The organism is Halomonas sp. G11, assembly GCF_001663515.1.
Classification (GTDB): Bacteria; Pseudomonadota; Gammaproteobacteria; order Pseudomonadales; family Halomonadaceae; genus Vreelandella.
On sequence record NZ_LYXG01000018.1, the window covers coordinates 15,860 to 29,417 of the forward strand.

Below are 13,558 nucleotides of genomic sequence, written 5' to 3' on the forward strand. Positions count from 1 at the left end.
TAGTAGAAATGACGTCAGGAAAGCGGCATCAGGTCGCGGCGGCCTGGCGGCTCATCCCTTTAGGCGTCAGGCGCTTTTGGACATACAGCAGTGAATAGTCAACGATAATTGCCAGTACGCTTACGGCAATCGCGCCGACGATCAGCTGACGCGGGTCTGACTGTGAAATGCCACGGCTGATGAAGGTACCCAAACCTCCAGCGCCGATGTACGCGGCAATCGCCATCACACCAATATTGAGGACCACGGCCGTACGAACCCCGGCCATGATGACCGGTATGGCGAGTGGGATCTCGACCAGACGCAGGCGTTGATTGGGACTCATGCCAATACCTCTAGCCGCTTCCCGCAACGCGGGGTTCACATTGTTGATCGCAGTGTAGGTGTTGCGAATGATGGGCAACTGGGAATAGAGCAGTACCGCGATAACGGCAGGTACGTAGCCGATGCCGTGCCCTATCAGCGATAGCACCGGAATCATGATGCCGAACAGCGCGATTGACGGGATGGTGACGATAATCGAGGCCAGGTACAGCACCCCTTGAGCCAAGCGCTCGTTTTTGGTGATCGCAATGCCGATGGGCACACCCGTCAATGTCGCAATGCCGACAGCAACACCGACAAGGGCAATATGCTCCAACGTTCGCGACAGCAGCAGGCCCGCACTGTCCAGGGCATATAAAAGTATTTCCAAGCGCAGCCTCCTTATTATAAAAATGAATAATGGCCAGAGCGCGGTCCGCCAGGAGGCATCGCGCCTGCTTGCCTTTACGGAGAGGTTTAGCTTACCAAAAGGGTGGCGTGATTATCGGGAATTGGCATGACGATGCGAAATAGGCTGAATTTGGGGTTTTTATATGACCTGGTTTGGTTTGCAGGAGGCGTTACCGTTGCTGAAACATGATGTCAGTCTACGACAACACGGTTACGCCCGTTGGTCTTGGCTTCGTAGAGGGCCTGGTCAGCGCGGCCATAAAGATGATCAAAAGAAGTGTCGGGATTGTCGGCAGTTGCCAGCCCCAGGCTCACCGTCACGGCAGTGGGCACGCCAAGTTCTTGATGAGATAGCCTTGCCACTCGCTTACGTATCCGTTCAACCACTTCCAAGGCACCTTCGGCATTGGTTTCAGGCATGAGGACACAGAACTCTTCACCTCCAAGACGCGCAACAATATCTGCCTTTCGGACTTCGTCACATAGTGCGTCGGCAAATGCCCGTAGCACTTGGTCGCCAGCAGGGTGGCCAAAGTTGTCATTCACGTGCTTGAAGTGGTCAAGGTCGAGCAGGGCCATGCTCAAGGGAAGCCTGCTGCGTTGGCTCTGTTCGAATAAAAGCTCGCTGAAATTAAGCATGTAACGGCGATTGCCGAGCCCGGTGAGTTCGTCCATCAGGCTGAGCTTGAGCACTTTTTTATGCTGATGATGCAAGCGTATTAATGCCAACATAAGGCCGCCAGCCAAAAGCAGGATCACAAGTATCAGGATGGCGATGCCTACCGCAAGACGGTCCATCACAATACGCTGTTTGGCGGCTTCAGAATGTAAAAGATGACTGAGCTTGCTATAGGCTTGAGCCATGTCATTTTCAATAGTCAAGCCTTGTTGAATCAGCTGATCAGGAGGCTCGCCAGACGCAACCTCATCTAACGCCTGCTTTATGTCAGGAAGCCTCTCTTTAACGCTATTTAAGCGATTTAAAGATGTCTCATAGCTGCCAGGCGTTAGGCGACTCTGGCTGAGTCCAAAGGTGACACCCTCAATATGCCTTGGAATGCGCCAAAGCAAGTTGTCGAAGCGCTCTATAAGCTGATTATCCTGTGGCTGCTCGCGGAACTCGCTCAATGTGGAGCGTAACAGAGTGGTGTGCAGTTGCGGGCGGACGACATCGGCGACGAGCGCAGTGTAGTTTGATCCTAGGTGCTGGCGCGCATGGAATAAGTAGACTCCTACCGCGATGGCGCTGATGCCAGCGAGCAGAGTGAACCCAAGGCCCAGCTGCCAGCCAAGCGACCGGTCAAAGCGTAGCTTCATTGTTGAAGGTATATATCTTTAATCGACCATATCCATGGCGTCATGCTTTCAGTTCCCGCTTCGACGGCCTCAGCATCTTCGGGAATGATCAGCATCGTAGGGCCAAACTCGTTCCGTGTCAGTGACTTGCCGTCTAGCCTGGTGACGAGAAGGTAACGTTTGGCTGCCCGGTCTTCAGGCGTTATGAAGGTCGTGTAATCATCATGCGCAATGAAGCGTAATGTCGCTGAAACATCAATCTCCTGAGCTTCGAGAAAGTCGTCAAGCCAGACACCCGCAAAACTCCCTTTCGGCCCTTCAAAATGTTGCAGTACCACTTCATACAGAGGTGACTGCTCGATTGCTGCTCGACTAATGGGGCGGTGTACATCGGCACTGTGCAGTGTGAGAACTGGTGATGCATCTGTTGATGGTGAAAGCGCGCTCGATGTGACCTCGGCCGCAGGGACTGGCGCGGCAAACACACCAGCCGCAAAGACCGTCATCATGAGTATTTGTCGTACGGGAGCAAACATGACTGAGACTCTTAATTATGATTGTTATTAAACATACAGTGCTTCTAACAGAGTCGTCTAGCCCTTCTGTATGGTTGGCAATGCCAGGCCAGTAAACAACAAATAGAAGGTTGTGAGTCTGCTAATCTAGTTTCCGCGCATTATAAGAGGTATAGATATTGGCAAGCGATAAACCAACGAGGAAGATGAAAACCTGAAAGGTCCATTGGTGTTTCAAAGAAAGCGGAGTCTAATTAAGGGAAGGCTGTAAGTTGCCTATTGGCCAAAGTGGGTCGACCAACGCCAACAAACAAAAAGGCAGATCAGTAAATTACTGATCTGCCTTTCAAAAAATTGGTAGCGGGGACCGGATTTGAACCGATGACCTTCGGGTTATGAGCCCGACGAGCTACCAGACTGCTCCACCCCGCATCAACGTGTGGCGTATTCTACGCTTTTTTTACGTTTCGTCAATAGGCGTTTTAAAACGTTTGCCCTATAGCCGTTGGTGGGGTTCGTGCTGCAACATGAGCCGAGTAGCGCTATGCTGAGGTTAGTGCAACAACAACAATGCTGACTCTCGGTAAGTCGCGCATCTGTATGGCGATTTGCCGTTGGTACTCAAGCGCCAAGGCGCTTTTCACAATGGCTTGCGGTGCTAATTCTGCAACGCCCAAGCCATTCGTCATATCAGGGAGGTAGTCAATGGCCAATCAAGCCCCCGTCGCCTGGGTAACTGGTGGAACTGGTGGTATCGGCACGGCGATTTGTCGTTCGCTGGCGGATGCGGGTTATCTGGTCGTAGCGGGTTATCACAACCCCGAAAAGGCCAAAACCTGGCTGGCATCGCAGCAAGCCGATGGCTATAACAACATTGCGCTGTCCGGTGTCGACCTTGCCGACCATCAAGCCTGCCTGCAAGGTGCCCAGCAAATCCAGGAGCAGCATGGTCCCATCAGTGTGTTGGTGAACTGTGCAGGCATCACCCGTGACGGCACCATGAAGAAAATGTCATACGAGCAATGGTATGAGGTGATCGATACCAACCTGAACAGTGTCTTCAATACCTGCCGCAGCGTGATTGAGATGATGCTCGAACACGGATACGGGCGGATTATCAATATTTCGTCCATCAACGGCCGCAAAGGGCAGTTCGGCCAAGCGAATTACGCGGCGGCAAAAGCGGGTATGCACGGCTTGACCATGTCGCTTGCCCAGGAGACCGCTACGAAAGGCATTACCGTGAACACTGTGTCGCCCGGCTACATTGCCACCGACATGATCATGAACATTCCAGAAAAAGTGCGCGAGGCGATCCGTGAAACGATCCCCGTCAAGCGCTATGGTACGCCAGAGGAAATTGGCCGACTCGTGACCTTCATCGCCGACAAGGAGTCCGGGTTCATTACCGGGGCGAACTTCGATATCAATGGTGGTCAGTTCATGGGCTGACCCAGCCGTTCATTTTGCTCAATGACCACAAAGCCAGCGATACCCTCGCTGGCTTTTGTGATTGAGGCTTTTTTAATTGCGGCTTTGGTGGTGGATCAAGGCGGAGGTGTTCGGGCGAGCTGGGTGAGTAACTCATCCAGCTCACCGACCTCTTGATCCCATAGCGACCTGGGCATAGGCCCAAGGGCGATCAGGTCGGCAAGTACATCGCTCACTTCCTGCGCGCGGCTGCGTTCTTTTTGCAGTCCGTCGTTGAGGCGTTCCACCTGGATGGCCAGCCGCAGGGGTTCATCTTGCTGATGCACACGCCCCATGGCGAGCAGTGATAAGTGGACACGAAGCCGAGCCAGTTGGTCTTTCAGACTGGCTTCGTGTGCCTCGGGGAGTGTCTCCTGGCGTCGTTGATTGCGCTGATGGTGGGCCTGCTCAAAAGGCGCCTTCAAGGTTGTTTCGCCCAGCACCGCTTGGGCGTCCACCGTGTCTGCCTGTTCGTCGACAAGCCGACGTTGGTCTGCGCGCAAGTGAGCTTCGATAAGCGGCGTCAGCTGCTGCCAGGCGGTGACCGTATCGGCGACTTCAAGACGATTCAGGCGTTCACGCCGGGCGCGAATAATGCCGCTTAAACGCCGCTGCATCCCTTCGCTGCGGCGGCTACGCGGCAGTGGTTCCAAATGAGTTGCCTGTTCGATGAAGGCATCCAGCTTGGCGTAGTCCTTGGCATCTTGAGGTTGCCAGCTATCCATTTCGTCGATCAGCGCTTGCAGGCTGTCGAGCTGGCGTTGCTGCTGGGCAAGCTGCTCTTTTTTATGCGCGTCGCGCCGGGCAAACAGCTGGTCGCATTCGTGACGGAAGGCCTTCCAGAGCGTTTGTTCCTCCCCTTTAGGTGCCCGCCCCAATTGGCGCCACTGCTGCTGTAGCTGTTTGGCGTCTTCAATGCGCTCGGCGAGCGGACGTTCGTCCTGGTGGAGCGTCTGAACCTTGCTGATCAGGGTTTTTTTCTGATCGGCAATATGCTCGGCGCGGGTATCGATCAAGCTTTGTAGCTGGTGGCGGACGCGGCCAAACCGGCGACCAATGGCTTCTGCCTGTTCGCGTGGTACGGGAGAGTGGTGACGCCACTGTTGACGCGCTTTATCGCGAATCTCGCGCAGCACATCCGGGTCGGCGTCCTGCGCTGGCTGTGCAATCAGCGTCTCGAGCTGCTCGCAGAGCGCTTCGCGAGCCCGCAAGTTGGCTGCCCGCTCTTCGCTCAGTTGCTCTCGCCAGGGAGCAAGGCGTTCATGGATGCGGTCCGAGGCGGCGCGAAAGCGTGCGGACAGCTCTCGATCAGCCGCCGCATCACCCAGCGATCTCCATTCCTTGACGAGCTGGCGGTGGTGGCGATCCAGCGCCGCATCCGCCATATGTTGGTCGTCGGCTAGAACTTCGATGGAAGCGCACAGTTGTTCACGTTTGGGGCCTGCCACGAACCCTCGCCAGTCACGCAGTTCGGCGAGTTGCGCGCCAAGCTGTTTCAGCCGCGCTTTGAGGGGGCGGGCGTCGTCGCCCTTGAGCGCATCAATGCGCGGCTTTAGCCGCTGGTGAAGACGGCTGGCACTTTTGAAAGCGCCCCGTTCAAGCAACTGCGCGAAGGCATCCAGGTCGTTGTTGTAAGCGCTGAGGGATTGGGCATCATTTTGTGTATCGGCTGTTTCGTGGGCGTCGGCAAGCGCCTCTTGCGCTTGGTGGGCAAGCGTTGGCATGGTCAGGCTGTCAGGCCAGCGGCACTGGTCAAGCAGCGATGCCATGGCGGAGTGGTCGGCGTCGGCCAGCGCTTGCTCAAGGTCTGCGCTAATATGCTGCCAGCGCTGCCAGGCTTCGATACAGGCCTCGTAATCTTTCAGAGCCCGGGTGTAGCGTTGGCGCATCGAATCGCTGGGCGGGTGTTCGTCAGACAGTTGCTGCCAGCGCTGGCCAAGCAACTGACGCTGGGCGCGAAGGCTGTCGATATCCTGTGCCGTCAATCCATTGCCAAGGCGCAGGCCTTCCAGGGTTTCTTCCAGCCCTTCCAATAGCTGTTCTCGGGTCTGGTCGGTGGCTTCGCGTTGCTGGTTGTTCTGCTGACGCGCCTGCTCGTGAGTTTCGTGGTCGTGCAGCGTTTTGCGGCACGCAAGTACAGCCTGATGGTAACGTGCCTCCTGGTCGGGGTCAGGCGATTGGGGGAGCTGTTCCCATTCACGCTGCAGGTGACGCAGTCGGCCGCCGTAGAGGGGCTCCCAGGTGGCTTGGGCGTGTTTTTCCAGTTGTTGCAAAAGCGTCTCGCGCTTTTGTTGTTGGGCTTCTTTCCACTCGGCGTCGGCCCGGCGTTCCTGCAGCCGATCTTTGGCCATGCGCACGACCTGTCGGTCCCGGCGGGCTTTCTTCAACAGCTGTTTCAAACCTTCTTCACTGACCACGCGATCAGCTGCCTGGTGACGCACGGCCGCGACGCCGTTATGGCAGGCGTGTTCGATGAAGTCGCGTTCATCGGTTAACCGGGCGAGTGCGGTCAACCGTAAGTTGAGGTTGTCGCCCTTATGCACAAGCGCGTTGAGGATCTTGGTATCATCGATACGCTCGGCAAGGGCCTCACGCTGTCCAAGCGCCGTTTGCCCTTGTTGGCCGCTGAGTCGCTGACATAGCGCCTCTTGCCAAGCCGTATCGTCCTGGTGGGCCGGGTAAGCCGCCATCAGTCCTTCAAGGTCGTCAAGGGCAAGTAAGGCGGCAAGCTGTATGTCGCTATCCGGATCCTGCGCAAGCGAAGCGAGCGCCTGGCGCTGTTCGCGATGGTCAGGATCAAGGCGGTGGAGAGCCTGGCGACGTACCTCGGCATTGGGGTGTTGCCAGCGAGGTGCGAACAGGCGTCTTAACAGTCCGTGCATGGATCATCCTGCTGTGAGGCGCTTTGCGTGAAAAAAATCAGACGTCGACACTTAGAAGGTTGCAGTTGTCGGCGCTGTCGCTTAGCGTTGACTTATAATGTGGGTTCGATGAGGGTTAATTCTCACCGCCCAAAAGCGCTCAAATGCGCTACCTTAATATCTTACCTGAACATGACATGGAGTTCGGCCATGAGCCTCAATGTGGATAGTGCCGACGTGGCCTTTACCTTTAAAGGCGGCATGCTGCCGATGACCGTCATGGAGCTAAACAGTGCTGACCCTGAGCATATCCGACGTCAGCTGGCGAGCAAACTGTCTCAGTCGCCCGCGTTCTTTCAGCATACACCGGTTGTGCTTAACGTGGAAAAGCTCGATGAGCCCCATCTTTCGCTGGAGCGTATCTGCGCCGTCTGCCGTGACCACAAGCTGCTCCCCGTGGCAGTGAGGGGGGGCACTGAGCCTGTCCGTCAATCGGCGTGGGCGCTCGGCCTTGGCTGGTTCGCGCCGGTCGATGAAAGCCGTGCGCAAATGCTCAAGAGTGTTGGCAGCGATAGCGAAAGTGCCGCGCCCGTCGCCTTGGCAGACGCAAACACCGCTGAAGAGCCAGCCCAGGCGCAGGAAAGCAACGGTGCAGAAACCACGCGCCTCTACCGTGGTACGGTGCGCTCGGGGCAGCAGGTGAGCGCTTCGGGAGGTGATTTGGTGGTCATCGGTGCGGTCAATGCGGGAGCGGAAGTGCTGGCCGCCGGCAGTATTCATGTTTACGGCGCATTGCGCGGTCGGGCATTAGCGGGTATTCATGGCAATACCCAGGCGGGTATCTATTGCCGCGAGCTGGCCGCTGAATTACTGTCGGTGGCGGGTAATTACAAGCGTCTGGAAGATATTGATTCTCAGCTGCTGGGTGCCCCCGCTGAGGTGCACTTTACGCAACAACAATTGGAAATTAAGCCGCTTAATTAGCGCCTAACGCGTAAATCGTTGAGAATGCCAGCCACGCGGCGTCACCGCGTGGTTTACAGATGACATAGACGTTCCCGTTGTACGTAGTGCGCCAACGGTGTGATTACGATGAACGACTTCAAGAAGGAAGTAACTCTTGGCCAAAATTATTGTAGTGACCTCAGGTAAAGGGGGGGTCGGCAAAACCACTAGTGCCGCCGCTATTTCGACAGGCTTAGCCCTGCGCGGAAAGAAAACGGTGGTGATTGATTTCGATGTGGGCTTGCGCAACCTTGATCTCATCATGGGTTGCGAGCGTCGCGTGGTGTACGATCTGGTAAACGTGATTCAAGGTGAGGCGGGGCTCAATCAAGCATTGATCCGCGACAAGCGGGTTGAGAATTTGTTTATTCTGCCGGCTTCACAAACCCGCGACAAGGATGCCTTGACCCAGGAAGGCGTTGCCGAAGTGCTCGACAAGCTGAAAGAGGACTTCGACTTCATCATGTGTGATTCGCCTGCCGGTATCGAACGTGGCGCCCAGTTGGCCATGTACTTTGCCGATGAAGCCATCGTGGTGACGAACCCGGAAGTATCCTCGGTGCGCGATTCCGACCGGATTCTGGGCCTGCTGGCATCCAAGACACGTCGCGCTGAGGAAAGCAGCGACCCGATCAAGGAACACCTGCTGGTCACGCGCTACAACCCTGAGCGTGTCACCTCGGGCGACATGCTGACGCTGGACGATATTCGTGAAATATTGGCGATTAACCTGCTCGGCTTGATTCCCGAGTCCGAAGCTGTGCTGCGGGCGTCGAACCAGGGCGTGCCGGTGACCCACGATATTTCAAGCGACGCGGGCCAGGCCTATAGCGACACCGTCTCGCGTCTGCTCGGTGAAGACATGCCGCTGCGCTTTCACGAAATGCAGCGTAAAGGCCTGCTCAGCCGCATGTTTGGTGGAGGTCGGCGATGAAACTGCTGGAGTTCTTGAAGCGTGAGCGCAAGAAGTCTGCCTCGGTGGCCAAAGAACGCCTGCAAATTATCGTGGCGCATCAACGAAGCCAACGAGGGCAACCCGATTACATGCCGATGCTGGAACGTGAGTTGCTGGAGGTCATTCGCCGCTATGTTCATGTCGATGACGATGCGATTCAGATCTCACTGGATAGTGAAGACAACTGCTCGGTGTTGGAGTTGAACGTGACGTTGCCCAAAAGCTGACCCGCGCTTTCTGGAAGCCAGGGTTGCTGCAACCGGGATTGCTGACATCAGAGGTTTCCTGAATACGCGGCGAAACCCAGCGTGGATATGCTAGGCTTGGGCTTTTCAATGCCCAGCGGAGTGCTTGTCCATGGCGTCACCCAATGCTGCCCCCGCCAGCTTTTTATGGCATGACTATGAAACCTTTGGGGCTGATCCGCGTCGTGATCGGCCCGCTCAGTTCGCTGCTCTGCGCACCGACGCTGAGTTGAATGAAATCGGCGAACCGATTGAGCTGTTCTGCCGCCCCGCTGACGATTATCTTCCCCATCCCGCCGCCTGCTTGATTACCGGTATTACTCCCCAAAAGGCACAGCGTCACGGTCTCCCGGAAGCCGAGTTCGCTGCTGAGGTGCAGCGTCATATGAGCGAGCCGGGCACCTGCGTGGTGGGCTATAACAGCCTGCGTTTCGATGACGAAGTGTCGCGCCACCTGTTCTACCGTAATCTGCTCGACCCTTACGCCCGTGAGTGGCAAAACGGCAACTCGCGCTGGGATCTTATCGATGTGGTCAGAGCCTTTTACGCCTTGAGGCCCGAGGGGATCGAATGGCCGTTGCGCGACGATGGCGCGCCGAGTTTCAAGCTGGAAGACCTGACGGCGGCCAATGGCATCGCCCACGAAGGCGCCCACGATGCGGTGGCCGATGTGCGTGCGACGATTGCGCTGGCGCGCCTGCTGAAGTCGCGCAATGCCAAGCTGTTTGATTATTTGCTCGGCCTGCGCGGCAAGCGGGCAGTGGCCAAGCAGCTCGACTTGCCCAGTGCCAAACCGATCTTGCATATTTCGCGTCGCTACCCGGCAAGCCGGGCGTGCAGTGCGCTGGTGATGCCGTTGGCCGAGCATCCGAGCAACCCCAACGGGGTGATCGTCTATGACCTGAGCGTTGATCCCAGCGAGTTACTGACCATGTCGGCGGCGCAAATTCGTGAGCGCGTCTTCGTCAGTCAGCAGGACCTGGCGGAGGGCGAAACCCGCATTCCGCTCAAGGTCATTCACATCAATCGCTGCCCGGTAGTCTTTCCCACCACTGCGCTGAAAGACGTGGAGGGGCCGCAGAAAGGGGAGTATGGCGACATCGTGGCCCGGTTGGGGCTGGATATGAACGCCTGTCGTCGTCATTGGAAAATGCTCCGCGAGGCACCTTCGGTATCCCAGAAAGTGGCCGAGGTCTTCAGCGCAGGCTACGACGATGCGCCCCAGGATCCCGACCTGATGCTCTATGCTGGTGCCTTTTTCTCGGCGGCCGACCGCAAGCAGATGGAGCGGGTCAGGGCCATGGACCCTTGGGATTTGGTGGGCGAGCGGTTTGCCTTTCAGGACCCGCGACTTGAAGAAATGCTGTTCCGCTTCCGTGCGCGAAGCTACCCGGAAACCCTCGAGGGCGACGAGCTGGAGCAGTGGGAGGCGTTTCGCTGGATGCGCCTGAACGATGCCACGCTGTCAGGTTTTACCTTGAAAGCCTTTGCCCGGGAGATCGAAAACTACAACCAGCAGACGCTCACCGATCAACAGCGCCAGATTCTCGAGGAACTCGTGCTCTATGTTGAAGCCATGTTGCCTGCCCAGGCATTTGACGCCTGAGCAGGTAGGCTTAGGGCCCAACGGTTAGTGGTCGGCTTTTTCGGGTAAAGGCGTAAACTGCTGGCGGATCGCCGCCACATCGCTGGGTTCGTCGCCGGGGTTGAAGCGCACGTCCAGTTGATGTTCACGCAGCGCAGGCCAGAGTGTCTGCAGTTCGTCTAGCGTCACCTCAAGGGCCAGCTCGGCGAGCTGCTCACGATGGTCAAAGTGCACTTCATCCCGCGCGGTTGCCTGCCAGTAGCGATTGGTCATCTGCGCCAACCCCGTATCGCGCTGGCTCAAGCGGGTGTTCACTGCTTGGCGGTAGGCGTCCAGCTCACCGTCGTCCAACTGTTCAAGCCGCTCGTCGGCATCTTCCAGAAACGCGTCCATGCGCTCGGCAATGGTGTCGCTATCGGCGTCCGGTGACTGTACGACCATGGCGATGCCAGGGGCGTCCAGCACCGGTGAGTAACCCGCGTTGACGATGTAACCAAGCTGCTCCTCGGTGCGTAGTTGCTGGTAGAAAGGCGTTTCCAGCCACTGGGCGAGCACCTGCGTTGCGGCTTGCTCGCGCAATGTTTGGTCACGGCCTTGCAGGTAGCGCAGTACGATGGATTCTTCACGCTGGCTATTGGGGTGCAGGACCGTATCGTCGCCGTTGACGGCGAGCGGCGTGAGATTGCGTATATCGTCGCGCGTCAGCCGGGGAGTTAGCTTGCCGCGCATCAGGTTTGCCTGCTCTCTGGCAAGTTCAGGCCCCAGGTTGCCGACCGCCATGGCATCCACGTAGAGGTCGTCAAGGAAGCGCTGGCGGAAGTCGATCAGGTGACCACGCGCCAGTCGCTGGCTGGCCTCAAGCAGGGCTTGGGTCGACCATTGCGGGGTTAGCAGGGCTTCGCCCAGGGTGCCGCTGGCTTGGGCGTACAAAGAAGCTTGAGGGGCGTTGCGCCATTCACGCTGTAAACGGTTGAGCACCCGCTCAAAGTCACGCTGACGGATGTCGGCGCCGCTGAGCTGGTCGAGTGCCTGCTCGATGAGCGGGGTCTGACCGTCCCGCCAGCCGGAAAACGACAGCGTGATCCCCCGTGAATGGGCATAGGCACTGAACGACTGGCCTGCCAGCCAGGCTGGGTAAAGCGCTTCGTTAAGACTGTCGTTCAGCCAGTTGGCCAACAGCCGGGTGAGCACCGCTTCTTCGGCGGAATAGCTGGCACTGGGGTGCTGCAAGCTTAGCCGCCACTCCACCTTGGGCGTGTTGAACTGGGCGACCTGCATGTGCCAGGCGGTAAACGAAGGCGTGTCGATCAGCGTACTGGGGCGTTCGTCCTGGCCTTCCAGCAGGGTCAGGTCGCTGGCGATAAAGGGGTTGGGTGCCGGTAATGCCAGCCCGCTCAAGGCTTGGCCACTTTCGCTAGGCGTCTGTTCGCGCCAGGCGGTGTCGAACCAGGGCGTTACCTTTTCGCTCTCGATATCGGGCGCTGAGTAAATCCGCAGCATATTGTCCTGGGTCAGCGCATCCAGGTAGCGTTGATGCTGCTCGGCATCGAACTCATCCATCCGATACGCGGCATACTGGACGTCCTCCACCGGGTAGCGCGACAGGTTCATCGACAGTCGAATGGCTTCCTGCTGGGGTTCGCCGTGCTGTTGAAAGCGGAAGGCCTGTTCGTTGAGGTCGGCTTGCTCGGTGTAGCGCCACTCTTCAAGCCCGCCCTGGCGGATACGCTCGATGGCGGCAAACAGCGTGGCTTCAATGTCGTCCAGGCGCTGCGCGCCGTCCTCGGTAAGGCTTATGGAGACCGTGAAAAGCGCATGCTGGCCATCGGCGCGACTGATCCCTGTCGACAACGCGTCGGCAAGCCCGGCGTCCTTGAGAACGGCGAACAGGCTGCCATCGCTTTCATCGCCCAACAGGTGGGAAATCAGTTGAGTGGGTTTCTGGCGATAAGCGTCGGTGGGGTCGGGAATGGGAAAGTAAAAACGTAGTTGATGGCGATCTTCAATCGACTGGCGTTCTACGTAACGGGGCAGCGTGTCGCGATCGACCAGCGGGGCTTCGATGGCGGGAGCCTCCCGGTCGTTATCGGGAATCTCGGCAAAGCGCTCCACCACCCAGTCTTCCAGGGTATCCAGCGACTGAGGCGCTACCACGGCCAGGTTCATTACATTGGCATCGTAGTGGCGCTGATAAAACGCCATCACCCGTTCGCGAAGGGTGGCTTCACCTTCCGGGGGATTGGCCAGCGTCTCGCGGTTACCCACGGCAAATTGGGTGGTGGGATTATCCGGATTCAGCAACTGGTTGAGTACCGCGTTTTCGCGCCTTCCTTCATCGCGACGGCGTGATACGTACTCGGAGTGCACCACATTGCGCTCGCTTTCAAGCTTGTCGGCATTAAACAGCGGCGAAACAAAAAATGCACTGAATCGGTCCAGAGCGCCTTCAAAGGCGGAAGGCTCAATGCTGAAAAAGTAATTGGTATCCTGGGAGGCGGTGAAGGCATTGTGCGACCCCGCATTGCGCGATAGATAGCGCTGATAGGCGTCAACCTCAGGGTAGGCCTCGGTGCCCAAAAACAGCATGTGTTCGAGAAAGTGGGCGAGCCCCTGCAGGTCATCAGGGTCCTGGGCGCTGCCGACCCGTACGTTCATCGAGGCCGCCGCTTTATCGGCCTCGTCATCGCTGACGAGCAGCACATTCAAGCCGTTTTCCAGTTCGAGCACGCGGTAGTCGCGCTCGTCATACGGGCTGACGTGGGGCGTAACGACTTCCTTGATGTCGTCTTCATCGGCCGCCAGCGCCGCAGGCGCAAGCCAGAGGCTGCCCATGGCCATGCCCAGCAGGGCACCTCCGGGCAACGCCATTTTCCACCGTGCAAAGCGTTTTAAACCAATCAGTTGACGCATGT

10 protein-coding genes and 1 tRNA gene are annotated in these 13,558 nt (G+C 57.6%); 5 read left to right on the forward strand and 6 right to left on the reverse strand.

Annotated elements, in window-relative coordinates; translation table 11 throughout:
- Positions 1-28 precede the first annotated feature (28 nt).
- The 4 genes from ADS46_RS09420 to ADS46_RS09435 all read right to left on the reverse strand — a co-directional run bounded on the left by ADS46_RS09420 (position 29) and on the right by ADS46_RS09435 (position 2,957).
- Positions 29-694 carry an ABC transporter permease gene (locus ADS46_RS09420; protein WP_066319304.1) on the reverse strand — a complete coding sequence of 222 codons (666 nt, stop codon included), beginning with the start codon at positions 692-694 and terminating at the stop codon, positions 29-31.
- Positions 695-906: 212 nt separating this feature from the next.
- Positions 907-1,842, reverse strand: coding sequence for a GGDEF domain-containing protein (locus tag ADS46_RS09425; RefSeq protein WP_199825212.1), 936 nt, complete (start codon positions 1,840-1,842; stop codon positions 907-909).
- Positions 1,843-2,027: 185 nt separating this feature from the next.
- Complete coding sequence (locus ADS46_RS09430; RefSeq protein WP_066319307.1) at positions 2,028-2,546, reverse strand: hypothetical protein; 519 nt, start codon at positions 2,544-2,546, stop codon at positions 2,028-2,030.
- 334 nt (positions 2,547-2,880) lie between these two features.
- A tRNA-Met gene (locus ADS46_RS09435) sits at positions 2,881-2,957 on the reverse strand.
- 273 nt (positions 2,958-3,230) lie between these two features.
- On the opposite strand from ADS46_RS09435, the gene phbB reads away from it, so the two are divergent.
- Positions 3,231-3,977, forward strand: coding sequence for an acetoacetyl-CoA reductase (gene phbB / locus ADS46_RS09440; RefSeq protein ID WP_066319309.1), 747 nt, complete (start codon positions 3,231-3,233; stop codon positions 3,975-3,977).
- Between the two features lie 95 nt (positions 3,978-4,072).
- Here the strand turns inward: phbB and ADS46_RS09445 are convergent, their stop codons facing one another.
- Positions 4,073-6,877: a DUF349 domain-containing protein gene (locus ADS46_RS09445; RefSeq protein ID WP_066319314.1), complete on the reverse strand. Its 2,805-nt coding sequence runs from the start codon at positions 6,875-6,877 to the stop codon at positions 4,073-4,075.
- A gap of 189 nt (positions 6,878-7,066) precedes the next feature.
- On the opposite strand from ADS46_RS09445, the gene minC reads away from it, so the two are divergent.
- From minC to sbcB, 4 genes are all read left to right on the forward strand, one after another.
- Positions 7,067-7,840 (forward strand): septum site-determining protein MinC, encoded by a 774-nt coding sequence (gene minC, locus ADS46_RS09450; protein WP_066319320.1) that lies wholly within the window; start codon positions 7,067-7,069, stop codon positions 7,838-7,840.
- Positions 7,841-7,976: 136 nt separating this feature from the next.
- Positions 7,977-8,795 carry a septum site-determining protein MinD gene (gene minD / locus ADS46_RS09455; RefSeq protein WP_066319322.1) on the forward strand — a complete coding sequence of 273 codons (819 nt, stop codon included), beginning with the start codon at positions 7,977-7,979 and terminating at the stop codon, positions 8,793-8,795.
- Complete coding sequence (minE, locus tag ADS46_RS09460) at positions 8,792-9,043, forward strand: cell division topological specificity factor MinE (RefSeq protein WP_027337743.1); 252 nt, start codon at positions 8,792-8,794, stop codon at positions 9,041-9,043. Before minD ends, minE begins: the two co-directional genes overlap by 4 nt.
- Before the next feature lie 130 nt (positions 9,044-9,173).
- On the forward strand, positions 9,174-10,667 hold the full coding sequence (sbcB, locus tag ADS46_RS09465; RefSeq protein WP_066319325.1) for an exodeoxyribonuclease I: 1,494 nt from the start codon (positions 9,174-9,176) through the stop codon (positions 10,665-10,667).
- A gap of 24 nt (positions 10,668-10,691) precedes the next feature.
- Here sbcB and ADS46_RS09470 read toward each other — a convergent pair whose 3' ends face one another.
- Positions 10,692-13,514: an insulinase family protein gene (locus ADS46_RS09470; protein ID WP_156524495.1), complete on the reverse strand. Its 2,823-nt coding sequence runs from the start codon at positions 13,512-13,514 to the stop codon at positions 10,692-10,694.
- Positions 13,515-13,558 lie beyond the last annotated feature (44 nt).

What these genes read in the sequence shown, in the direction of transcription:
- minE (WP_027337743.1), top strand. Translation starts at nt 8,792, where the DNA reads ATGAAACTGCTGGAGTTCTTGAAGCGTGAGCGCAAGAAGTCTGCCTCG.
- ADS46_RS09430 (WP_066319307.1), bottom strand. Translation starts at nt 2,546, where the DNA reads ATGTTTGCTCCCGTACGACAAATACTCATGATGACGGTCTTTGCGGCT.
- ADS46_RS09470 (WP_156524495.1), bottom strand. Translation starts at nt 13,514, where the DNA reads ATGGCGTTGCCCGGAGGTGCCCTGCTGGGCATGGCCATGGGCAGCCTC.
- phbB (WP_066319309.1), top strand. Translation starts at nt 3,231, where the DNA reads ATGGCCAATCAAGCCCCCGTCGCCTGGGTAACTGGTGGAACTGGTGGT.
- sbcB (WP_066319325.1), top strand. Translation starts at nt 9,174, where the DNA reads ATGGCGTCACCCAATGCTGCCCCCGCCAGCTTTTTATGGCATGACTAT.
- minC (WP_066319320.1), top strand. Translation starts at nt 7,067, where the DNA reads ATGAGCCTCAATGTGGATAGTGCCGACGTGGCCTTTACCTTTAAAGGC.
- ADS46_RS09445 (WP_066319314.1), bottom strand. Translation starts at nt 6,877, where the DNA reads ATGCACGGACTGTTAAGACGCCTGTTCGCACCTCGCTGGCAACACCCC.